Origin of the sequence: Saccharopolyspora antimicrobica, from assembly GCF_003635025.1 — a bacterium.
GTDB classification, from domain to species: Bacteria; Actinomycetota; Actinomycetes; order Mycobacteriales; family Pseudonocardiaceae; genus Saccharopolyspora; species Saccharopolyspora antimicrobica.
Window position 1 is genome coordinate 6,194,043 of the sequence record NZ_RBXX01000002.1, and the last position, 21,967, is coordinate 6,216,009.

At 70.3% G+C, this 21,967-nt stretch carries 18 protein-coding genes; 7 read left to right on the forward strand and 11 right to left on the reverse strand.

Features of this window, described 5'->3' with window-relative positions:
* The first annotated feature begins 35 nt into the window (after window positions 1–35).
* On the forward strand, window positions 36–1,103 hold the full coding sequence (locus ATL45_RS29460) for a DUF885 domain-containing protein (protein WP_093146266.1): 1,068 nt from the start codon (window positions 36–38) through the stop codon (window positions 1,101–1,103).
* Here ATL45_RS29460 and ATL45_RS29465 read toward each other — a convergent pair.
* Window positions 1,059–2,849, reverse strand: coding sequence for a CocE/NonD family hydrolase (locus ATL45_RS29465; protein ID WP_170210388.1), 1,791 nt, complete (start codon window positions 2,847–2,849; stop codon window positions 1,059–1,061). The genes ATL45_RS29460 and ATL45_RS29465 overlap by 45 nt on opposite strands.
* Before the next feature lie 369 nt (window positions 2,850–3,218).
* Here ATL45_RS29465 and ATL45_RS29470 point away from each other — a divergent pair, with 369 nt between their 5' ends.
* Window positions 3,219–5,072 carry a hypothetical protein gene (locus tag ATL45_RS29470; RefSeq protein ID WP_143121539.1) on the forward strand — a complete coding sequence of 618 codons (1,854 nt, stop codon included), beginning with the start codon at window positions 3,219–3,221 and terminating at the stop codon, window positions 5,070–5,072.
* Window positions 5,073–5,086: 14 nt separating this feature from the next.
* Window positions 5,087–6,691 carry a type 1 periplasmic-binding domain-containing protein gene (locus tag ATL45_RS29475; RefSeq protein ID WP_093146269.1) on the forward strand — a complete coding sequence of 535 codons (1,605 nt, stop codon included), beginning with the start codon at window positions 5,087–5,089 and terminating at the stop codon, window positions 6,689–6,691.
* A 4-nt stretch (window positions 6,692–6,695) separates the two neighbouring features.
* Here ATL45_RS29475 and ATL45_RS29480 read toward each other — a convergent pair whose 3' ends face one another.
* Both ATL45_RS29480 and ATL45_RS29485 read right to left on the reverse strand, forming a co-directional pair.
* The gene (locus ATL45_RS29480; protein WP_093147338.1) at window positions 6,696–7,514 is read right to left on the reverse strand and encodes a class I SAM-dependent methyltransferase; all 819 of its coding nucleotides are present in this window, start codon (window positions 7,512–7,514) and stop codon (window positions 6,696–6,698) included.
* Between the two features lie 14 nt (window positions 7,515–7,528).
* The gene (locus ATL45_RS29485) at window positions 7,529–8,341 is read right to left on the reverse strand and encodes a class I SAM-dependent methyltransferase (protein WP_246025617.1); all 813 of its coding nucleotides are present in this window, start codon (window positions 8,339–8,341) and stop codon (window positions 7,529–7,531) included.
* A gap of 66 nt (window positions 8,342–8,407) precedes the next feature.
* Here ATL45_RS29485 and ATL45_RS29490 point away from each other — a divergent pair, with 66 nt between their 5' ends.
* A complete protein-coding gene (locus ATL45_RS29490) occupies window positions 8,408–9,028 on the forward strand; it encodes a TetR/AcrR family transcriptional regulator (protein ID WP_093146270.1) in 621 nt (206 codons plus the stop codon).
* 51 nt (window positions 9,029–9,079) lie between these two features.
* Here ATL45_RS29490 and ATL45_RS29495 read toward each other — a convergent pair whose 3' ends face one another.
* Both ATL45_RS29495 and ATL45_RS29500 read right to left on the reverse strand, forming a co-directional pair.
* The gene (locus ATL45_RS29495) at window positions 9,080–10,336 is read right to left on the reverse strand and encodes an amidohydrolase (RefSeq protein ID WP_246025618.1); all 1,257 of its coding nucleotides are present in this window, start codon (window positions 10,334–10,336) and stop codon (window positions 9,080–9,082) included.
* A 17-nt stretch (window positions 10,337–10,353) separates the two neighbouring features.
* Window positions 10,354–11,877 carry an AbgT family transporter gene (locus ATL45_RS29500; protein WP_093146272.1) on the reverse strand — a complete coding sequence of 508 codons (1,524 nt, stop codon included), beginning with the start codon at window positions 11,875–11,877 and terminating at the stop codon, window positions 10,354–10,356.
* Window positions 11,878–11,997: 120 nt separating this feature from the next.
* Between ATL45_RS29500 and ATL45_RS29505 the strand changes: the two genes are divergently transcribed.
* Complete coding sequence (locus ATL45_RS29505) at window positions 11,998–13,047, forward strand: Lrp/AsnC family transcriptional regulator (protein ID WP_093146273.1); 1,050 nt, start codon at window positions 11,998–12,000, stop codon at window positions 13,045–13,047.
* Window positions 13,048–13,089: 42 nt separating this feature from the next.
* On the opposite strand, the gene ATL45_RS29510 is transcribed toward ATL45_RS29505, so the two are convergent.
* From ATL45_RS29510 to ATL45_RS29525, 4 genes are all read right to left on the reverse strand, one after another.
* Entirely contained in the window at window positions 13,090–13,359 is a 270-nt protein-coding gene (locus ATL45_RS29510) for a hypothetical protein (protein WP_143121540.1), read from the reverse strand.
* Between the two features lie 616 nt (window positions 13,360–13,975).
* Entirely contained in the window at window positions 13,976–15,106 is a 1,131-nt protein-coding gene (locus tag ATL45_RS29515; protein WP_093146275.1) for an amidohydrolase family protein, read from the reverse strand.
* A gap of 158 nt (window positions 15,107–15,264) precedes the next feature.
* Entirely contained in the window at window positions 15,265–16,287 is a 1,023-nt protein-coding gene (locus ATL45_RS29520) for an MBL fold metallo-hydrolase (protein WP_093146276.1), read from the reverse strand.
* Window positions 16,288–16,387: 100 nt separating this feature from the next.
* Entirely contained in the window at window positions 16,388–17,344 is a 957-nt protein-coding gene (locus ATL45_RS29525) for a LysR family transcriptional regulator (protein ID WP_093146277.1), read from the reverse strand.
* A 129-nt stretch (window positions 17,345–17,473) separates the two neighbouring features.
* Between ATL45_RS29525 and ATL45_RS29530 the strand changes: the two genes are divergently transcribed.
* Together ATL45_RS29530 and ATL45_RS29535 are read left to right on the forward strand one after the other, a co-directional pair.
* Window positions 17,474–19,360 carry a collagenase gene (locus tag ATL45_RS29530; RefSeq protein ID WP_246025619.1) on the forward strand — a complete coding sequence of 629 codons (1,887 nt, stop codon included), beginning with the start codon at window positions 17,474–17,476 and terminating at the stop codon, window positions 19,358–19,360.
* 212 nt (window positions 19,361–19,572) lie between these two features.
* Window positions 19,573–19,851: a DUF3040 domain-containing protein gene (locus tag ATL45_RS29535; protein WP_170210389.1), complete on the forward strand. Its 279-nt coding sequence runs from the start codon at window positions 19,573–19,575 to the stop codon at window positions 19,849–19,851.
* Between the two features lie 22 nt (window positions 19,852–19,873).
* Here the strand turns inward: ATL45_RS29535 and ATL45_RS29540 are convergent, their stop codons facing one another.
* Together ATL45_RS29540 and ATL45_RS29545 are read right to left on the reverse strand one after the other, a co-directional pair.
* Complete coding sequence (locus ATL45_RS29540) at window positions 19,874–20,068, reverse strand: DUF2795 domain-containing protein (protein WP_093146279.1); 195 nt, start codon at window positions 20,066–20,068, stop codon at window positions 19,874–19,876.
* A 29-nt stretch (window positions 20,069–20,097) separates the two neighbouring features.
* Window positions 20,098–21,930 carry a transketolase gene (locus ATL45_RS29545; protein ID WP_093147351.1) on the reverse strand — a complete coding sequence of 611 codons (1,833 nt, stop codon included), beginning with the start codon at window positions 21,928–21,930 and terminating at the stop codon, window positions 20,098–20,100.
* Window positions 21,931–21,967: the final 37 nt, after the last annotated feature.

The window sequence follows — 21,967 nt, forward strand, 5'->3', positions numbered from 1 at the left end:
AGCGCCCGGGAAAATGCGGTGACGGGCTCGCGCAGGTGCAGCCGGTCGGGGACGACGCGGAACGCGCCTACCCGGACAGGTTGGCCGCGATCCCGGGCTATCTCGCGGTCGCCGCCGAGCGGCACCGGGCGGGTGCGGCGGCTGGTCGACTTCCGCTGGCCTACCTGGGACGTGCCGCTGTGGCGAGCCTCGATCGGTACCTCGCGGACCCGGACCCGCTCCGTGCGCCCACGCTGAACGGGTCGCGCGTCGCTGAACGCGAGCGCCTCCTGGACGGCGTGGTCGGCAAGGCGTTCGCGCGCTATCGCGAGGTGATCGACACCGAGCTGGTGCCGTGCGGGAGGCCGGATGAGCAGCCGGATTTGTGCTGGTTGCCCGAGGGTGGGGCGGTGTACGAGGCGCTGTCCCGCGTGCACACGACCACCGAACGCACGCCGGACGACCTGCACCGGACGGGTTTGGCCCTCATCGAGGAACTAGCGGCGGAGTACGTCGAGATCGGCTCGCGGGTCTTCGGCGCCACGACCGCCGACGAGGTGCGGGAACGGCTCCGCGCGGACCCGGCGCTGCGGTGGGAGAGCCCGGAGGAGGTGCTGAGCACGGCGCGCGAGACCGTCGAGCGCGCGGAGCGGGCGGCGGCGGGCTGGTTCCGGCGGGTTCCGGCCGGACGTTGCGCTGTGCAGCCCGTTCCCGACAACGAGGCGCCCAGCGTGTCCGCCTACTACAACCGACCCGCGCTGGACGGCTCGCGGCCGGGAACCTACTTCGCCAACACCTACCGGGCCGAGGAGCGCGAGAAGTCGCAGGCGGTCGACATGCTCTCGCACACACCGATGTCCGAAGTGGACGTCCACGTCGAGGTCGACCGCTACGTCGAGTGGCCGGGCCAGGCGCTGTCGTACATGGTGGGGCGCCTGGAGATCCAGCGCCTGCGAGCCGGTGCGGAGCGCGAACTCGGCACCGCCTTCGACCTCGCGGCCTTCCACGACCTCGTGCTCACCAACGGCCCGCTGCCGTTGACGGTGCTGGCCGGGGTCGTCGAGAACTGGGCCGACCGATCAGTCGCAGCACCTCGCGGGCAGCGTCGGCAGGGTGAGCAGTGACGGGTGCTCCGGTGAGGTGTGGATGGTCAGCGGGGACAGGGCGGCAGGCAGGTCACGCACCGTGGGGAGCAGGTGCGGGACGTCGTAGGCCTGGACGGCGATGCGCAGCTTGTGGCCGGGCGGGATCACCGCGCCGGTGGGGAAGACCTCGACGTCGATCGGCGCGATCTCGCCTGGCCGCAGCAGGTTCTGGGCATCCTTGGTGAACGGGTGGTACGGCTGGATCAGCTGGCCGTCGAGGTAGCGGGAGCGGGATTCGTCCAGCGCCCGGTGCGACAGGACCTGCCAGCCGCCGGTGAGGCGGTCGACCTCGCCCGTCGGGGACACCGACGACACCGACACCGACAGCATCCCGTTGCCGGTCGGCGTCGAGACGTTCAGGTGTGCGTTGATGGGGCCGCGCATCCGGAGCGGCTCCGCCACGGGTTCGGTCTCGAAAACCGTGCCGGACAGGTCGTTCCAGCGGTTGTCCTCGCACAGCTTCCCGAGCCCGGCCGCGTTCGGCAGTCCCGCGGTCCACTGGTTGGCCGAACGCGTGCACAGCCCGGAGACCGGGACCGGAGCGACGATGCTGCGTCCCGGCTCGGCATCCTCGGCGACGAGTTCGCCCGGAGCGCCGGGGAACGAAGTGCCGGAGAGCTGGAAGGTGGTCGCGCGCTGCTCGTCGAGCCAGTCCTGCGCGCGGTGCCACTCGCCGGAGCCGATCTCGTGCCAGGTCAGCGGAGGGATGTCCGAATCCAGCGCCGGGTCGGGCACACCGCGCACGTGGTGGTCGAACCAGCGCAGCTGGAGCTCCTGCAGCGAACCGTGCCCGGCGTCCTCGACGCCCTCACCGGTGCTGGCCTGCAGGTGGTCCCACGGGCCGAAGATCATCTTGGTGGGCACGCCGCGTTCGCGGAGCCGGTCGAACAGCATCGGAGTGCCGCGCTGGAACAGGTCGTACTCGCCGCCGACGAGGAAGGTCGGCACGTCGATCCGGTCGACGACGTTGATCGGCGAGCGCTCGGCGTAGAAGGGGCCGTCGAAGGCCGAATCCAGCCCCAGCGTCGCCGAAAGCAGCAGCGGCGCGGTGAACCCGGTGGCGCCCTGCACCCGCGAGAGGTACATCTGCAGCGCGTTGTCCGGCTCGGCAGGTCCGTAGGCGGGCGGGATCAGCCCGGTCCCGGTGACCAGCCCCAGCCACAGCGGGATGAACCCGACGTCGAGCGCCCCACCGGAGGCGACCACATCGCGATAGGTGTCGGCGGCCGGGACCTGCGGGAAGATGGCCTTGAGCCCGGCGGGCCGGTTGGCGGCGGCGAACAGCTGGCTGATGCCCATGTACGAAGGCCCGTGCATCCCGACCGAACCGCTGCTCCACGGCCGTTCCGAGGAGGCGGCCCACTCGACGACCTCCCCGGCGTCGGTGTTCTCCCGCTCGCTGAACGCCGCCCACGAACCACCGGAACTGCCGGTACCGCGCGCATCGACGGTGACCTGCACGTACCCGCGCTTGACGAAGTAACCGGAATCGCCCATCACACCGGCTCCGGGCCCGTTCAACACGGTCTTGTTGTAAGCGGTGATGGTCACGAGCACGGGAAACCGGCCCTCGACCGGATTCCCGTCGGCATCGGCCGGCCGTTGGACGTCCCCGCGCAGCACGATCCCGTCGGACATCGGAATGGCAACGTCGGTCTCGGTGGCGACCCCGGGGTGCTCCTCGCCGCGAGCGCTCCACCCGCCCTGCCCGGAAGCCGCGGTCACCCCCGCGAAAACGGTAGCGAGAGCGAGCAAAAGAGCCAACCAGCAGCGCCGCATGATGACCTCCCAGCACATCGGGGAGATCAACGATCAAAACGCCCCAGGGTTACGCGAACCGCCCCGCGATCGCCGGTCGTCGGTTGCTCATCACCCGCGAGCGTCGGCAGCTGTGCTGGAGGGCGACGGCTGTGTTTTAGCCCGAGCGCGCGATAGGACTCGCGGCCTGGTCAGTCCTGGACTCGGTGATCAACCAGCTCGGGTGGAATGTGATCGGGGTGGCGCCGTGGGCGGGTTTTCGTTTTTCGCTTGACTTGCGACCGCGGGTGACGGGACAGTTACCCGCTGGCTTGATCACGGGGGTGGGTGGGCCGGATGGCTGGTGGTGACGGTTTAGCCGGGCGTTCTGGGGTGGTCGAGGACTTCGTCGGCTCGTGCGTGCGGCGGGAAGCGGGGGCGGGCCGGGGTGCGGAGCTGCCCGTTGTCGTGCTGACCGGGCCTCGGGGGAGCGGGAAGACCGCGGCGCTGGCCGACATTCTGGAGCGGTGCCGGGACCGGGTGCCCTACGGGCATTCCGACCTGGATCGGGTCGCCAAGCCGCCGCGGACGATCATCACCCAGCTGGCCTTCAACCTCAGCCGCAAGTTCGAGGGACAGCCGCGCATCCAATTCCGCCAGCTGTGGTTGTGCACGCTGGTCGAAGGCGCGGAGCTGAACGCGGAGAACCGGGAGAAGGCGCGGGCGCAGGTGCGCCAGGCGCTGGCGGCCGATGCGGAGTTCTCCGCGCGCACGCACAGCGTCGTCAGCGACGTCGCGGACAAGGCCGCGCAGGCCGGGGTGATTCCGTGGTGGTCGTCGCTGGCCGCCAGCACCCTGCTGCACGGCGTTGAGGCGCTGCGCTGGCGGAACTGGCTGCGTCGGGCGGCCAAACTCCGCGATGCGACTCCGCAGCGCTCGCCGAACCTGCAGGACGTGCTGGTCGACATCGGGGTCGCCGACGACGATGTGATGGACGAGGTGTTCTGCGCGGCGTTCCTCGCCGACCTGCGGGAGGCCTACCGGGGACGAGGTGCCGGGCGGCGAAAGGCCAACTGCGTGGCGCTGCTGGACAACGTCGACTCGCCCGGTGGTGTGCGACTGCTCGACTTGCTGCTCGACATCCGCCAGCGGCACCGGCAGGAGCCCGATCCGCTGGTGGTGGTCGCCACCAGCAGGCAGTGGCGGCTGAAGTGGGGACCGCAGGGCAGCGCGCGGACCCCGGAGCAGACCGGGCTCGACGACTGGGCGCGGAATCGGGAGGCGGACCTCGGGCCGAACTCGTGGTGGTACCCGGTCGAACTGCGCGATCTGACGCCCGCCGAGGCGGTCGAAGTCGGCCGGTTCGGCGGTGGTACCGCACCTTTCGTGCACGGGCTGACCCGCGGCCACCCGTGGGGGACGCGGGAGATCCGCTCCGTGCTCGGGGAGCAGGCCCCGGGCCCGGCGATGCGGGCGTTCCTGGAGCACCGCGGCTCCGACGAGATCTCGTTCGCCGAGCGGGCGCGCGACTACCTGCTGCAGGACTTCGATCCGGTGCAACGGGAAGTGCTGGTCGGGCTGTCGGCAGCGCCGAACCTGGAACTGGCGACCAGGGCGGAGGTCCGGGCCGGTCGTGACGACGACGCGGACGTGCTGCACGAGATCCGCAAGCGCCTGTGGTCGGTGCTCGACGGTGAGAACCGGCTCGCGCTGCACCCCTGGCTGCGCCGCCTGCTGCTGCACGAACTGGCCGGGCGTCCCGACGATCACGCGGAGCGCTGGGTCGTCGTGCACGACCGGCACCGGCAGCACCACAAGGAGAGCGGAAACATTCCGCTAGCGCTCTACCACGCGATGGCGCTGCGCGACCTGGGCGCGGTGGTGGCGCACCTGCAGCGGCAGTTCGAGCAGATCAGGACGGAGGCCGACGTGGCGCCGTGGCTGGCGCGGCTGGAACTGATCACCGCCGCCCCCAACAGGTTGCGCACCGACCGGGAACCCCGGGAACAGGTCGATGAACTGGCGCGGTTGGTGCCCCCGGCGGATGCGGACCTGGCGCGGCTGGTGGCGGCGAAGTGGCTGATGTCGGATCCGCTCGGCGATCCGGGACGCACGTTGCGCGGCATCGTGCGCAGCGAGTTCGAACAGCTGGCGCGCCAGGCACGTGCGGGGTTCGTGGTGTTTTTCGGCGAGAGCGAGAAGTACGCCTGACCTGGAGGTAGTCGGTGGCGAACTACGTGGATCGGTCGTGGTGGCGGAAGCACCGGCTGAAGGTGCTCGCCGTGGTGTGCGTGGTGGCGCTGGTGGCCGGGGTGACCGCGTACGTGCAGTGGCAGTCGGAGCGCGCGAAGTCGCAGGCGGAGCTGGCGAAGTGGCACGCGGAGCACTGCGCGGAGGGCATTGCCCGCGTTGAGGGCGGGGAGTGCATCGGCATGACCGACGGTTCCTTCTCGTTCGATCCGGAGCTGGCCGGTGTGCTGGGCAAGATCAAGGCGGAGAACGACCGGGTGCTGGCCGAGTCCAACGGCAACTACGTGAGCATCGCCTACCTGGCTCCGATGACGTTGACCGGCCTGGACACCATCACAAGGGAGTCCACCCGCAACGCACTGCAGGGTGCCTACGTCTCGCAGCTGCGCGCCAACCGGACCGCCGATTGGGACGGCGGCACTCCGATGGTCCGGCTGTTTCCGGCGAACCCGGGCAGCCGGTTCGGCCAGTGGCGGCCGGTGGTGGCGCAGATCGAGCAGGCGCGGAACGGTCCGGACCGGGTGGTCGCGGTGACCGGGCTGGGGCAGAGCCACGAGGGCACCAAGCAGGCGATCGACCGGCTGGCGGCGCTTGGCATCCCGATGGTCGGCGCCACGATCACCGCCGACGTCTTCACCGAGCAGGAGAAGGCCGGTGAGTTCAGCGGACTGCTGCGGGTCGCGCCGTCGAACACCGAGCAAGTGCAGGCGGTGGTGCGGCGGTTGGCGGGCAGCCGGCGGGCGATGCTGGTGCAGGACGAGAACCAGTCCGACCTGCTGGCCAGCAACCTCGCGGCGGCCTTCAACGAGGTCTACCCGGCCAGCACCGGTGGTGAGCTGCTCCGGGCGGAGACCTACAACTCCAAGCTGGACGATGCCACCGGCACCGGGCTGGGCAGCAACGCGAACGCGTTCGCCCCGATGGTCCGCAACATCTGCGTCGCCCAGCCGGACGTGCTGTTCTTCTCCGGGCGCTACCGGGACCTGAAGGGACTGCTGGAGGCGTTGGGCAAGCGGTGGTGCCCGCAACTGGAGATCCGGGTGCTGACCCTGGACAGCGTGGTGGACATCGCGGGCGTCGAGGAGATCCGCGGTGCGCTCTCCCCGAAGACCACGCTGGAGTACACCCACCTGTCCAGCCCGGCGGCGTGGCGGGCGAATCCGCAGGCCTTCGACCCGAACGTGGTCGGCTACTTCCGGGAGACCTACTCCCGCGAGTTCCCGGACAACTCCGCGGGCGACGGGATGGCCGCCACCTCGTTCGACGCGGTCGGGGTGGCGGTCACCGCGATCCGGAGGGCAGGGGGCACCAGCCGCGACGTCTCGCTGGTCACGCCGGAATCGGTCACCTCGCAGTTCCACCGGATGCACGGCGTCGAGGAAGTCGCGGGAGCCAGCGGCTGGCTGTCCTTCGACTGCGTCGGGCACCCGGAGGACAAGGCGGTCTCGGTGTTCACCCTCACGCCCGGGAAGGTGCCTCCGACCTCGGAGATCCTGCCCGAAGTCGTCTCCGCCAGCGGCGATATCCGCACCCCGGATTCCGGTTTCGACGCCTTCCGCCCCACCCAGCGCTGCCGGTGATCGTTCAGCGCGTGGCAGTGACCAGCCATGCTGCGCCGCGCAGCTGAACTCCACTGGAGCCGTGGTACCCGTGCATGGCCTCGGTGAGCGCCGCGCGGGCGGCCGGATCTTCCGCACTGCGGAGCATCGCTCGCACCGGCGCCCACTCGAAGAGGAAGTCGGCCGCGTCCGCCGGATCGGTGCCCCAGAACTGCGGGGCGTCGACGGGTTTCACGGTCACCTCGGCGAACCCGGCACCGCTGAGCACTTCGCGGATGCGGTCCGGGTCTGCCAGCGAGGTCGGGCCGGGGGAGTGCGGGACGGCGGGCTCGGGTGCGCGCAGGTGCTCGGCCATCGCGTCCAGCACCGCGCCCAGGTCGCCGTCGCTCCGCTCGCGCAGGCACACGAACACCAGCCGGCCGCCGGGCCGCAGCGCGCGGCGGACGTTGGCGAACGCGGCGACCGGGTCGGCGAAGAACATCACGCCGAACCTGCTCATCGCCACGTCGAAACCGTGCTCGGTGAACGGGTGCACCTGGGCATCGCCCAGTTCGAAGGACACGTTGCCGATGCCTTCCCGCGATGCTGCTCGCCGAGCCCGGCGCAGCATCGGAGCCGACAAGTCCAGCCCGACGGCCTGTGCCGCGCGTGCGGCGGCCAGCCGGGTCGTCTGCCCGTTGCCGCAGCCGATGTCGAGCACGCGGTCCCGCTCGGTGATGTCCGCGGCGTTGAGCAGCGGATCGTTGAATCCGCTGTTCACGGCGTCGTAGCGGTCCTGGTGCTCGGCCCAGTGGGTGCCCTCCGCGCCGTTCCAGGCGGCCGCTTGCGGTGCGTTCACGGTCATGTTGCCTCCCTCGGTCATCGGATCGCGCTCGTCAGCCAGACGGTTCCGCGCACCTGCACGCCCTGCGGTGTTTCGTGCGGCCGGAATCCGGCGGCCACCTCGCCGCGGATGCGGTCCACAGTGGATCTTTCGACGTCGCGCAGGTTGAACTGGACGGGTGACAGCGAGCAGATGAAGTCCGCCGCGTCGGCCGCGTTCGCGCCCAGGTTCTCGGTGGCCTGCACCTTTTCCACGGCGATGTCCCGGAAACCGGCGGCATCGAGCACTTCGCGGATGCGTTCCGGGGCGGCCAGCGACATCATGCCGGTCGCCGCCGGTGACGGCCGGGTCATGAACTCGGCCAGTGCGGCGGTCGCGCGGGCGTAGTCGCCATCCGGATCGGGTGTGGTCGGGCTGATGAACGCCAGTCGGCCGCCGGGGCGCAGAGCTCGGCGGATGTTGGCGAAGCCGGCGACCGGGTCGGCGAAGAACATCACCCCGCCGCGGCTGATGGCCACGTCGAAACCGGCCTCCGGGAACGGGTGGACCTGCGCGTCGGCCAGCACGAACTCGATGTTCGCGATGCCGGTGGCGTCGGCGCGGGCGCGGGTAACCATCGGGGCGGAGATGTCGACGCCCACGGCGTGCGCCGCCCGCTCGGCCGCCAGCCGGGTGGTGCTCCCAGGGCCGCAGCCGATGTCGAGAACCCGATGGTCTCCGCCGATCCCGGCGGCGGCGAACAGCGGTGCGTTGAAGTCGTCGAGCATTCCGTCGTACCGCTCCGGATTCGACGCCCAGAGCTCGCCTTCCCAGCCGTTCCAGGCCTCTGCCTGCTGGTTGTCGGTCACGGGACTCCCTCCCGAAACTCACTGGAGTCGCTCTCTAGTGTTCGACTCTAGTTATAGACTCCGGTCATGAGTCCGGTCAACAAGCGGGCCGAGAAGGCCAGGCAGACACGTGCGCGGATGCTGCGCGCGGCGGGGGAGCTGTTCGTGGAGCGCGGCTACGGCGCGACGCCGCTGCAGGACATCGCCGACCGGGCCGGAGTGGCGGTGCAGACCATCTACTTCACCTTCCGCAACAAGCGGAACCTGCTGAAGGAGGTCGTGGACACCGCGATCGCGGGCGACGACGAGCCGGTCGCGACGATGGACCGCCCGTGGTTCCGCGACGCGCTGGAGGCCGAGACCGCGGAGGCCCATCTCCGCGCCCACGTCGCGGGCACTCGCCAGGTCCTGCAGCGAGTGGCGGAGATCGTCGAGGTGCTGCGCGTGGCAGCGGCAACGGACCCGGAAGTGGTGGATCTGTGGCCGAAGGGCGAGAACCCGCGCTACACGATCCAGGCGGCGACGGCGAAGTCCTTGGTCGCCAAACCGGGAGCACGGCCCGGCCTGTCCGCGACCGAAGCAGCCGACATCCTGTTCGCCCTGCTCAGCCCGGAGCTCTACCTGCTGCTGGTGCGGGATCGGGAGTGGACTCCCGAACGCTGGGAGCGGTGGGCCCGCGAAACCCTGCACTCCCAGCTCATCCTTTGAACAGGAGCAGGGTGCCTTTCGCCGCCGAAAGGCACCCTGCGCCGGGAATCGTCAGCGGCGGATGAGGCGTTCGAGGGTGTCGAGAGCGACCTGGATGGAGCGCTCGTCGATGTCGAAGAGGGGGTTGTGGTGGGGCGCGGTGTTGCCGCCGCCGACCGTCATGTACGTGGCGATGCCGCCGTTGCGCTGGACTTCGCGGGCGAACAGGCTCGCGTCGTCGCTGCCGCCCATCTGCTTGAAGCCTTCGGTGGTGGTGGCTCCGGGGAGTCCGGCGGCGATCTCGTCGATCGCGTCGACGAGCTCCGCGTCGCAGTCCATCGTGGCCGAACCGCCGGTCTCCACGACGTCGACGGCGACTCCGTGCATTTCGCCGGAGCCGCGCAGAGTGGCCTTGATGCGCTCGGTGAGGGATGCGCTGACATCGGAGTCCGTGGAGCGGGCCTCCAGGGTCATCTGCGCCCAGGACGGCACGATGTTGACGTTGTCGCCGCCGTGCAGCGTGCCCACGTTGATGCGGGTGTCCGCTGTGGAGTAGCGCGGTAGCGCCATCACGTTGAGCAGTGCGCTCGCTGCTGTGACCAGCGCGTTCGAGCCCTGCTCCGGGGCTCCGGCGGCGTGTGCGGCGGTGCCGGTGAAGGTGGCGCGCATCTTGGTGGTGGCCAGCAGGCCCTGGATGCCGCCGCTGACCTGGCCCGCCGGTTCGTCCAGGCCGAGGTGCACGGCGACGAACCGGTCCACCCCTTCGACCGCGCCGGCGGCGAGCATCGACGCCGCGCCGCGCCCGCCTTCTTCAGCCGGTTGGAAGAGGAACCGCGCGGTTCCCGCGAAGTCGTTGTCGGCGACCAGCCGGCTGGCCAGGCCGAGGCCGATCGCGGTGTGCCCGTCGTGCGCGCAGGCGTGCATCGCTCCGTAGTCGCAGCGGAAGCCGTCGGCAGCAGGAGCGTGCTCCGGACTGTCCGACTCGGCCAGCGGCAGCGCGTCCATGTCGAAGCGAAGGCCCCAGGTGGGGCCGGGGCGGTTGCCGCGGACCTCGGCGATCACGGCGGTGCCGAACTCGATCGCGCGCGCGACGTTCTCGGCGTCCGCGCCGGTGCGCACCGCGCGCTCGCCGAAGAGCTCGCGCTGCTCGGCGGTGGGGTAGTCGACGACGGTCTCCGCGCGCATCGCCTCCTGCCCGGTCAGCGGCTCCAGACCCAGTTCGCGCAGGCGCGACACGACGATGCTGGAGGTGCGGATCTCCAGGAACGCCGGTTCGGCGTACCGGTGGAAGTCGCGCCGCAACGCCACGAGCTCGTCGAAGTGCATCATCTCTCCTCTGTGGATGGTTACAGCCGGATGCCCGAACCCGGCCCGACGGGCAGGTCGAAGAAGTAGAACACCGCCAGGATCAGCAGCCACATCGCGAAGAACGGCAGCACGAACACGCTCAGCCGCGCCAGCAGCGTGCCCAGCTGCGTCTCGGGCTGGTACTTCCGGTTCACGCTGAGCAGGATGTAGACGTAGGCGTTGAGCGGGCTGACCGCCTGCGTGGTCGAGTCGCCGATGCGGTAGGCGGCCTGGATGAACGCCGGGTCGTAGCCGAGGATGGTGAAGGCCGGGATCATCACCGGGGCCAGCAGCGACCACAGCGCCGAGCCGGAGGTGATGAACAGGTTCGCCACCGTGGCCAGCAGCACCATCACGATGATCGCCGGGAACCCGGTCAGGTGCGCGGCGCGCAGGCCGTCGGCCGCGCCGATCGCGATCAGCGTGCCCAGGTTCGACCAGGTGAACAGGGCGATGAACTGGGCGGCGACGAAGATGAACACGATGTAGCCCGCCATGTCCTTGACGGTCTCGGTCATCATCCGCGGCACGTCGGCGCGCGTGGCGACGGTGCCCGCGGTCAGGCCGTAGGCGAGCCCGGCCAGCAGGAACGCGACGATGATCAGCGGCACGATGCTGTCCAGGAACGGTGAGGGCACCAGCTCACCGGCCTCGCCGCGCAGGAAGCTGCCCGGCACCAGCCAGCTGCCGAAGGCCACCACCGCGTAGGCGATCAACACCGCGAACGCCCGCCGCACCCCCTTGCGCTGCCGCGCGGTGAGATCCGCGGTCTGCTCGCCCTCGGGGTCGGTCCACGGGCCCAGCCGCGGCTCCAGGACCCGGTCGATCAGGAACCCGCCGACCAGCGGCAGCAGGAGGCCTGCGGTGGCCGCGAAGAAGTAGTTCATCGCGATGTGGGTGTGCACCTCGACGCCGAGCGGGGCGATCTGCACCGCCTTCTCGGTGATGCCCACCAGCAGCCCGTCCAGCGATCCGACCAGGATCCCGCCGCCGTAACCCGTTGCGCCGCAGGCGAAAGCGCCGATGAGGCCGGCGACCGGGTGGCGGCCCGCTGCCTTGAACATCAGCGCGGCCAGCGGCGGGATCACGATGAGCGACGGATCCGACATGACGTGCGCCTGGCACGCCACGAACGCCACCGCGTAGGGCAGCAGCCAGCGCGGAGCACGGCCGAAGACCAGCGTGACCGCGGCCGACAGGAAGCCGGTCCGCTCGGCGAAGCCGACCACCAGCATCATCGCCAGCACGGTGCCCAGCGGCGGGAAGCCGATGAAGTTGTCCACGAAGTTGGTCAGGAACCAGACCAGGCCCTCGGAACTCAGCACCGCGCGCACCGGGACCGGTTCGGCCTTGCCGGGAACGTCGACGGTGACGCCGAAGGCGGCCACCGCGGTGGAGATCACCGCCAGCGCGGCGAGCAGGTAGACGAACAGGAAGAACGGTTCGGGCAGCTTGCCGCCGACCCGCTCGATGCCGGCGAAGACCCGGTCCAACCGGGTCTGCCGGGTACGCGCTGTGTCCATGTGTGCTCCGGGCGAAGTCGTGCTTTCCCGCAGCTCGGCAACCGCGGTTGGCGGAAAGCGTGGACAGCGCACCAGCACCACTGCTTGGATTGCCGGAAATCGTCACATGAGGGTTCGTGCATGCAAGATTCGTCCAGCCTCGACGAGCTCGACCTGTCGCTCGTCAACGCGGTGCAGATCGCCCCGCGCGGTTCCTGGCAGCTCATCGGATCGGTGCTGGGAGTGGATCCGAGCACGGTCGCCCGCCGCTGGCAGCGCATCACCGAACAGGGCCTGGTGTGGGTGACCGCCTACGCGCGGCTCACCGCCCCGACGGCGTTCGTGCTGGGCTGCGTGGAGATCGACTGCCGGCCGAGCGAGCGGGACCGGCTCGCGGTGCTGCTGGCCCGGTTGCCGCAGGTCGTCTCGGTGCACCACGTCGGCAGCGGGCGCGACCTGCTGGTGCTCGTCAACGCGCGGGGTTTGCCCGCGCTGTCGCGGTTCGTGCTCGACGAGCTCAGTCACCACCCCGGAGTGCGGCGGACGAGCGTGCACACCGCGACCACGGTCTTCGGCGAGGGCGTGCAGTGGCGGCTCAACGCGCTGTCACCCGCGCAGCGCGCGCAGTTGGCCGCACATGCGCCTCCGCGCGCGAAGCAGGGCGTGCTGACCGAGGAGGACCGGGACCTGATGGTCGCGCTGAGCACCGACGGGCGGCGGACGGTGGCCGAGCTGGCCGAGCTGACCGGAGCGAGCGTGTCGACCGCGCGGCGGCGGTTGGCCAAGCTGGTGGACCGGGGACTGGTGTCCATCCGCTGCGAGGTCGCGCAGAGCCTCACCGGGTGGCCGGTCTCGGCGATCTTCTGGGCCAACGCGCCCGCCGATGAGCTCTCGGAGATCGGCCGGGCGCTGGCCGATCTCGCGGAGATCCGGTTCTGCGCGGCGGTCACCGGCGAGCACAACCTGATCATGATCGTCTGGCTGCGCTCGCCGGAGGACTGCCAACGCCTGGAGGAACGCCTGGCCGCCCGCCTGCCGTCGCTGTCCCTGGCGGAACGCGCGATCACCCTCCGTCAGCTGAAGCGCCAGACCCGGGTTCTGGACGACCTCGGGCGCAGCACGGAGGTCGTGCCCACCGATCCGTGGGCGGATCTCCGCCTGCCCGCACCGGACGGCGCCGGGTCCGGCTGAGGGGATGACGACGCGGAGCGCATTTCCGGGCGAGGCCTCGGCTTACTGGAACGGGCGCTTGAGCGCCTGGATGCGCACGTTGTGGAGCGATCGCCGCTGGTTCTCGTCGTAGTGGTCGTCCGGTGGCCGCCCTGCCTCCGGGATCTCCCCGCCCGCCGCGTCATCGGCCTCGTGGAAGGCGTGGGCCTCGGCGGCGAATGCGTACGACTCGTAGGCGGCGGCGCTCTCCTTGGCACTGTGCATCAGGCCGGAGACGAGCACCACGAGGAGCACGCACAGCGCGACCGGGGGGCTGAGTCGATCCGTTCGCAAGTCCTGTGCTTGTGGAACGTTGTTGAGCACGGCAACCTCTCTGCGAGATCTTGTCAATGCGGCGGGAACAGCGCTGAGCCCGTGTTTGACCTGCATCGCTTCGTGCACGTCGGATATGAATCAGTATTGATATCTCCGAATCGCGGGTCAACCGATGCCCGTGGAGAGCTCCAACACAGGACTTTAGTCATTCTGACAACCGTCGCGAACGCGAAAGCGATCGGGATTGATATCGGAAGCGGCGGAACTGCGAGCTCGGGCGGCAATGCGGAGCTGGCGGAGCGCCCTGGCCGAAAGCCGGGCCACCCGGTGGTTTTCGCATCTTCGGCCGTCTTCGGCTGTGACGTCGAATGGTGTGCGCATCGTTGATGGCGGTCTTGTGTTCGAGCCTGATGAGGAAATGGATCGTGCGGTTCGAAGTGCGGCGCTGTGATCGTCGCAATCGGTGCCGACTCGGTGAACATTCTTCGGGGACGTCTTCGGAAATGATTCTTCCGGATTCTTCCCGCGGCCCCGCGGGACCGCTCCGAGCGTGCGCCAATGCGCAGGCCGGGGCGGCCCCGTTCGCTTTCCGGTATTCCGGGTGCCGATGCCCGGCCAAGCGACGGAAGGGGCGTTACCGCTGGTCGAGGCGGTAGATGCGGCGGGCGTTGTCGCGCCCGATCATCCGGGCCACGCGAACCGCGTCCGAGGTGGACCACTCGCCCGCGGCCACCCACTCGGCCAGTGCGGCGTGCATTCCGCGTCGCCACAGCAGGGCTCCGAGGTGGTGCAGTTCCGGTGGGCCCCATGCGTCGGAGGAGAACAGGATCTTCGCGAACGGTGCGAGCTCCAGGGATTCGGCCACCACCGCTGCCGAGCGCGCACCGGTGTGGTTCACCGCGAGGCCGACGTCGAAGTACACGTGCGGGAAGACCTGCGCCAGGTAGCCGGCATTGCGGTGGTACGGGTAGCAGTGCAGCAGCAGGAGGTCCGTGCCGTGCGGTTCGACCAGCTTGATGAACCTGGTCAGCAGCGCCGGGTCGCAGCGGTGCAGCTCGATGTCGGGATCGCCGTACCCGGCGTGCAGCTGCAGCGGGAGCCCGCGGTCGACGCCGGTCCAGAGCAGGAATCGCAGCAGCACCGGGTCGTCCACCCGGCCGCCGGTGCGCAGCCAGCGCTCCGCCGCGGCGACGACTTCGGACGTCGACGGGCGTTGCGGGTCGAAGTCGAAGCCGAAGCGGTAGGCGACGATGCTCTTGAGTCCCACCGCGTCCACCGTGCGTTCCGCCAGCACTTCCGGGAACCGGGCAGGCAACTCGCCCGCGCCCACCCCGCTGCGGGCGAGGTCCTCCAGCACGGTTTCCAGGCGCACGACCTCGTCCGCACGTGCGCCGGCCGCCGCCGCCATCTCCGCGGGGGAGAGGATCGCGTCGCCCTCGTATCCGGTTTCCACCAGGAAGTGCTCGACGCCGCTGGCCGCCAGCAAGCGCCGCGTGACCTCCTGGACGCCCAGTTCTTCCCGCAGTGCCACGTAATCGGCGGCGTCGGCGTGCGCTGGCAGCCCGAGCACGGGAGCGCACCAGCGGCGCACCGCGAACCCCAGCTGCGAGTCGAACTGCGTCATCCACCCGGGAATCGCCCGGTCCGACTCGGTGAGCATCCCCTCCAGCCCGGCCCGGTCGACGGGTCCCCGCAGCGCCCCGTGCACGTGGTGATCCACCAATGGCAGCTCATCAACGGCCGCCGTCAACTCATCGATTGCCATGACCCCTCCGCTCCGGAACCGCCGCCGAGACCACAGTGTCCACGGTGAGTGCCGGGGTGCGGGGTGCCGGACACGCCGGCGAATCGCTCAGTCCGGGGACGGAACTCCGCGATGTCAAAGGAGATCGGACGTCCGGCTTCCGTTGAGACGGCGCCGCGTCAGGCCGGGGCGTAGTGCTTGACCTCGTCGACGGTTTCCGCGCGGAGCCTGGCCTGGAGGACCAGGACGTCGAGGTGGGCCGCCGTTTCGAGGACCGCCAGCATCTGGTTGTACGGGTCCATGTCGTCCAGCGCGTGCTCGCGGCGGGTCCAGGTCAGGCCGCGCGCCACCTCGTAGGCGGTAGACGCGCCGCGCTCCACGACCGCCGCCGTGGCCGCGAGCCGGCGGTCGTGGTGGTCCAGCAGCTCGTCGATGCGCTGGTGCGCGCTGTCGGTGACCGGGCCGTGCGCGGGCAGCAGCCGCATGTCCGGCAGGGCGCGGACCAGGCGCAACGAGGCCATGTAGTCGCGCAGCGGCAGTTCGCTCGGGGCCTGTTCGAAGCCGATGGACGGAGTGATGTGCGGCAGCACGTGGTCCCCGGCGAACAGCAGACCGGTCCCGTCGTCGATGAACACCACGTGGCCGCGGGTGTGGCCGGGCGTGGGCAGCGCACGCAGCGGTCGGTCGGTCAGGCCGACGTCGGTGGACTCGGTGATCCACTCGTCGGGTTCCTCCCAGCCGGTCGTCCGGGGTTTCTCGCCGCGGAGCGCGATCACCGCGTCCAGCACCGGCTTCGCGCCGCACCCGGCGAGCAGCTCGACCTGCTTCTCCAGCGCCACGTGGTCGGGTCGCATCAGGACCTGGAGCGTCGGCCGCTCGCCTTCGCCCAGCAGCACCCGGGACCCGTACTCCCGGCGCAGGGCCACTGCCTGCGTGTAGTGGTCGCGGTGGGCGTGGGTCACCAGGAACCGCCGGATGTCGCCGAGCCCGGCGCCGATCTGGCGCAGCCCGGCGCTGAGCTGTTCGCGGGCTTCGGCCAGCGCCCAGCCGCCGTCGACGAGGGTGAGCGCATCGCCGTCGGTGATCGCGTAGACGTTGACCGCCCGCAGGCCGTCGTTGGGAAGGGGCAGCGGGATCCGGTGCACGCCGGGCGCGACCTCGTGCGCGCCGGGCTGCATCCACTCGTGCCGTGAGTCGCCCATGACCACACCTCCGAGCCCGCCCCCGTTCGGAGGCGTCCAAGTAGACGTACCACAGACATACCGACCGGTCAGTGTGTCCAGCGCCACGTCCGCCGGGCGCTCAGAGGATCGGGTGGACCTCGGGGTGGGCGTTCCACCAGCGGTGGAAGACCGGGTTGTCCGCGACGTGCGCCAGGTATGCCTGCGCCAGGTCCTGGTAGAGCAGGTCGGCCTGCTCCCTGGTCAGGCGGTCCGGGCGCCAGGCCACCACCAGCCGGGCCACCAGCGGATCGCCCTCCAGCGGGCGCACGACAGTGCCCTCCGGCACGGCGAAGGTGGGCTCCACCAGCCGGATCCCGTATCCGCGGGAGACCAGTTCCCGCGCTCCGCCGCTCGGGGCCTCGAACCGGATCCGCGGTTCGAACCCGGCGTCCAGGCAGGCGGCGCGGAACGTCGCGAGCGAACCGTCGTCGGCGCCCGGCGGCCCGATCCACGATTCCTCGTCCAGATCGGCCAGTCGCACCTGGTCGAGCTCCGAGGCCCAGTGGTCGGCGGCGAGCGCGACGAACCACGGGTAGCGCGGGACCAGGACGCGGGTGGTGACCGGGCGCTCCAGCGGAACCTCGAAACCCTCGGCGTTGGCGACCAATCCCGCGTCGTACCGGCCCCGCGAGAGCGAATCCGCCAGCACCGCAGCGGAAGACTCGACGTGCAGCATCACCGACTGGCCCAACCTGCCCTCCTGCACCCGGTCCACGATGCTCGGCACGCACGCCAGGTGCGCGCACCCGAGGTGCAGCGGATCGTTCGACGGCGACGGCCGGCCCGCCGCACCGAAGAGGGAATCGACCTCCGACAGCACGATTCGCGCGCGGTCGACGGTGCGGCGGCCGAAATCCGTCGGCACCACACCGGTTCTGCTCCGCACGAACAGCTCGTCGCCGAGCATCTTCTCGATGGCCTGCAACTGGTTGCTCAGCGCGGGTTGGGTGAGCTCCAGCCTCGCTGCGGCGCGCGTGATGCTGCCGGTCTCCGCGATCGCGCAGATCATCCGCAGCTGCCGGATCTCGATCGTCATAGCGGAACTGTATATCGCAGGTTATGACCTCAGATCACCGCTGGCTGCCAGAATTGCCCGCACGTGCGCACGTTCCACACCGTTCTCCCCGGCTCCGCGCCGGATCTTCCCCTCACCTGGAGGCAGAACGTGCCGATCAGACCACCGAGTGCCGCCGGTTGGCGGAGTGCGTTGCGCCGCGCCACCTTCCTCGGCCTGGCGCTGGCGCTGATCTCGCCGGCGATCCCCGCAATGGCGGAAAACCCACCGGAGACAAGGAAGTTCTTCGGAACGACCCAGCAGCAGAGCGCCGACGAGCGCGCTCCGCTGCCCGCCGACAACCCCAGCAAGAACTTCGGGGCGCCGGAGTTCCCGCGCCCCTCGATGCAGGTGGCACCGGCGCGGGAATGCGACCCGTCGCGGTTCACTGGCACCACCGGTGACGCGCTTGTCGGCGAGATCAAGGCAGCCCCGACCGACTGCATCAACACCCTGTTCGGTCTTTCCGGAGCGGACGCGCGCGGTGCGTTCCGGGAGGAGCAGATGGTCACCGTCGCCAACGCGTACCAGCAGAACGCGGTCGACTACCCCGGCGACAACAGCACGAGCACCGCGCAGCTGGTGCTGTTCCTGCGCGCCGGTTACTACGTCCAGTACGGCGATCCGGAGAGCGTCGGCGAGTACGGCCCGGCGCTCAAGGCCGCAATCCAGGGCGCGCTGGACGCGTTCTTCGGCAACGCCAAGTCCGGCACGGTCAGCGACGCCAACGGCGAGGTGCTCGCCGAATCGGTCACGCTGATCGACAGCTCCGCCGAGAACGGGCGCTACCTGGAGGTCGTCAAGCGGTTGCTCACCGCGTACGACTCCTCCTACGACCAGTACTGGTGGATGCTCAACGCGGTCAACAACGTCTACACGGTGCTGTTCCGCGGCCACCAGTTCCCCGACTTCGTCGATGCCGTGCACGCCGATCCCAGCGTGCTGGAGACCCTGCGCACCTTCGCCTCGGAGCACCTCGACCTGCTCGGCACCGACAACAGCTTCCTGACCGCCAACGCCGGTCGCGAGCTCGCCCGCTTCGTGCAGCACGAGGGACTGCGCGACCAGGTCCGCCCGATGCTCAAGGAGCTGCTGGGCAAGAGCGACCTGACCGGCCCCACGGCGCCGCTGTGGGTGGGCATCGCCGAGATGGCCGACTTCTACGACGGTGCGAACTGCGCCGAGTACGGCATCTGCGACCTGCAGCAGCGGTTGATCGACGCGGTGCTGACCGTCGAGCACACCTGCGGCCCGAGCATCGGCATCCGCGCCCAGCAGCTCAGCGCCGAGGAACTGGCGGCCACCTGCACCAGCCTGACCGGCCAGGACCAGTTCTTCCACGAGAAGGTGCAGTCCGGCGGGCAGCCGGTCGCCGACGACCACAACACCAACATCGAGGTGGTCGTCTTCGACTCCAGCGACGACTACCGCACCTACGCGGGCGCGATCTACGGGATCGACACCAACAACGGCGGCATGTACCTCGAAGGCGATCCGGCGCAGCAGGGCAACCAGCCGCGGTTCATCGCCCACGAGGCCGAGTGGCAGCCCGCTTTCGAGATCTGGAACCTCAACCACGAGTACACCCACTACCTCGACGGCCGCTTCAACATGCACGGCGACTTCGCGGCGTCGATGAGCACGCCCACGGTGTGGTGGATCGAGGGAGTCGGCGAGTACATCTCCTACGGCTACCGCGGACAGCCGTACCCGGAGGCGGTGGAGGAGGCGGGCAAGCAGACCTACCGGCTCAGCGAGCTGTGGGACACCACCTACGAGAACGGTGACACCACCCGCGTCTACCGGTGGGGCTACCTGGCCGTCCGGTACATGTTCGAGCGGCACCCGGACGAGCTCAACACGGTGCTCGGCCACTACCGCACGGGCGACTGGGCCGGTGCGCGTGAGTTCCTCACCAGCACCATCGGCACGAGCTACGACGCGGACTGGTCGGCCTGGCTGACCGAGTGCGCCGCGGGAGCGTGCTCGACCCCGTGAGCCCGCGATCGGCCCGGCCGGCCCGCCGGGCCGATCGTGCGCGGTGACGCAGCGCAGTCGTCGATGATCGCTCTGAGTGACGCAAAATCACCCGGTCGCCGCGTGGGGCGGTGAACCCGGCCGTGCCAATCTGTATGGACCCTTCCAAGGCATCAGTCGGACGGGGGGCGGGTACCTCTTTGGGGTCGAAGGGAACGTTGCTAGGAGCTCGTATGTTGAGCAGGCACGAGCGGGACCGGCTCGCCGAGATCGAGTCGGCGCTGACCTCCGGTGATCCTCGGCTGGCGGAGAAGTTCGAGCGGTTCGACGGGCGCCGGGACTGGGCCGGAGTGCGCCGGTTCCTGGTGTTCCTGGTGTTCGCGCTCATCACGCTGCTGGCGGTTCTGTGCATGCTGAGCGGACTGGTGCTGAGCGCGATCACGCTGTTCACGGCCGCCATCGCGGGCGCGGGAATGCTCTGGTGGCGGAGCAGGCGCGCCGACCCGACCTGATGTCCGAAGTGGATCCACCTGGTCACGGGTGCGGCAGCGCCTGCAGCACCGTGTCGGCCTCGACGTAGGTGCCTTCGGGCAACGTCTTCAACCGGGCCAGGTGCGCAGCCGGAGCGCCCAGCTCCGCGCACTGCCGGTAGATCTCCTGCTTGGTCGCCGGGAACTGGACGTGGCACAGCACCTGGAGCAGCTCGCCGCGATCGGGCACCGATGACATCACCGGCCTCCTCCCCGCCGAAACCCCGCCTAACGCCGGATCTTGAGCAGCTCGCGGGCCTCCGCGGCGATGGAGGCGGCGTCGATGCCTGCCTGCCCGAGCAGCTCCGCCGGGGTTCCGGAACCGGGCATGATCCGCACCGCCAGCACGCGCACCGGCGGCGTTCCGGCACCGGCCAGCGCGCTGAGCACGGTCTCGCCGAGACCGCCCTCCGGCCAGTGGTCCTCGACGGTGACCAGGCCGCCGGTCTCCTCCGCCGCGCGGCGCAACGTCGCGGCGTCCACCGGCTTGATCGAGTACAGGTCGATCACCCGCGCCTGAATGCCCTCCGGCGCGAGGATCTCCGCGGCGTGCAACGCCTCGTGCAGGGTGATCCCGGCGCCGACCAGCGTGACGTCGTCGCCCTCGCGCACCACCCGCGAGCCGCCGACCGGGAACTCCTCGTCCGGCGCGTAGATCACCGGCGTGGCGCCGCGGCTGGTGCGCAGGTAGTTCACGCCGGACCGGTCGGCCATCGCCGTGACCAGCTGCACGGTCTGGTTCGCATCGCACGGGTAGAGCACGGTGCTGCCGTGCACCGCGCGCAACGCGGCCAAGTCCTCCAGGGCCATCTGGGACGGCCCGTCCTCACCGATGGCGACTCCGGCGTGGGAGCCCATCAAGCACATGTCGGCCCGGCTCACCGCGGCCATCCGGATGAAGTCGTAGGCGCGGGAGAGGAAGGCTGCGAAGGTCGAGGCGAACGGGCGCCATCCCCGCACCTGCATGCCCACCGCCGCGGCCACCATCTGCTGCTCGGCGATGTACATCTCGAAGTAGCGGTCCGGGTGCGCCTCGCGGAACATCTCGGAGAACGTGGAGTTCGACACCTCGCCGTCCAGCGCCACCACGTCGCCGCGGCGGTCGCCGAGCGCGCGCAGCGCCTCGCCGTAGGCCTTGCGGGTCGCGACCTCGGTGCCCGGTTCGAAGGCGGGCAGCCCGCCGCCGCGCACCTCGAAGACGTGCGGCTGCGCCCGGGCGGTGGGCTTGGCCGGGGTGACCCGCAGGTCGCGGATGCCGCCGAGCTCCTGGATCGCCTCGTCCGGGTGCACCAGCGCCTTGCCGTGGAAGCCGGGTTTGTCCTCGACCTCGGCGACGCCCCGGCCCTTCTTGGTCGCCGCCAGCACCGCGACCGGCCTGCCGTCGCCGTCCTCGGCGTCCTTCAGCGCGGTCTCGATCTGCTCCGGGTCGTGGCCGTCGATCTCCAGCACCCGCCACCCGGCGGCCCGCGCGCGAGCGGCGTAGGACTCGAGGTCCCAGCCGTGCATGGTCTGCCCGGTCTGGCCCAGCCGGTTGACGTCGACCAGCGCGATCAGGTTGTCCAGCTGCTCGAACCCGGCGTGCTCCAGCGCTTCCCAGACCGAGCCCTCGGACAGCTCGCTGTCCCCGCACAGCACCCACACCCGGTAGGGCAGCCGGTCCAGCCGCTTGCCGGCCAGCGCCAGGCCGGTCCCGATCGGCAGTCCCTGGCCGAGCGAGCCGGTGGCCACGTCGACCCAGGGCAGCACCGGGGTCGGGTGGCCCTCGACCCGGCTGCCGAACTCGCGGAAGGTCATCAGCTCGGCGTCGTCGATGGCCCCGACCGCCTTCAGGCACGAGTACAGCAGCGGTGAGGCGTGCCCCTTGGAGAAGATCAGGTGATCGTTGCGCGGATCGCCGGGGTTCTCGAAGTCCAGCCGCAGGTGCCCGTCCAGCAGCGCCGCGAGCAGGTCGGCGGCCGACATGGAGGAGGTCGGATGCCCGGACCCGGCGGCGCTGCTGCACCGCACGGAGTCCACCCGCAGTTGCTGCGCCAGCTCGTAGCGGAAGGTCAGGTGGTCCATGCCCACCAGATGCCCACCAGCGCGGCTACCGAAACGC

Coding starts and splice junctions, on each gene's coding strand:
- ATL45_RS29505 (WP_093146273.1), top strand. CDS start 11,998: ATGCAAGATTCGTCCAGCCTCGACGAGCTCGACCTGTCGCTCGTCAAC.
- ATL45_RS29480 (WP_093147338.1), bottom strand. CDS start 7,514: ATGACCGTGAACGCACCGCAAGCGGCCGCCTGGAACGGCGCGGAGGGC.
- ATL45_RS29540 (WP_093146279.1), bottom strand. CDS start 20,068: ATGTCATCGGTGCCCGATCGCGGCGAGCTGCTCCAGGTGCTGTGCCAC.
- ATL45_RS29520 (WP_093146276.1), bottom strand. CDS start 16,287: ATGGGCGACTCACGGCACGAGTGGATGCAGCCCGGCGCGCACGAGGTC.
- ATL45_RS29525 (WP_093146277.1), bottom strand. CDS start 17,344: ATGACGATCGAGATCCGGCAGCTGCGGATGATCTGCGCGATCGCGGAG.
- ATL45_RS29545 (WP_093147351.1), bottom strand. CDS start 21,930: ATGGACCACCTGACCTTCCGCTACGAGCTGGCGCAGCAACTGCGGGTG.
- ATL45_RS29495 (WP_246025618.1), bottom strand. CDS start 10,336: ATGATGCACTTCGACGAGCTCGTGGCGTTGCGGCGCGACTTCCACCGG.
- ATL45_RS29490 (WP_093146270.1), top strand. CDS start 8,408: ATGAGTCCGGTCAACAAGCGGGCCGAGAAGGCCAGGCAGACACGTGCG.
- ATL45_RS29500 (WP_093146272.1), bottom strand. CDS start 11,877: ATGGACACAGCGCGTACCCGGCAGACCCGGTTGGACCGGGTCTTCGCC.
- ATL45_RS29515 (WP_093146275.1), bottom strand. CDS start 15,106: ATGGCAATCGATGAGTTGACGGCGGCCGTTGATGAGCTGCCATTGGTG.
- ATL45_RS29470 (WP_143121539.1), top strand. CDS start 3,219: ATGGCTGGTGGTGACGGTTTAGCCGGGCGTTCTGGGGTGGTCGAGGAC.
- ATL45_RS29535 (WP_170210389.1), top strand. CDS start 19,573: ATGTTGAGCAGGCACGAGCGGGACCGGCTCGCCGAGATCGAGTCGGCG.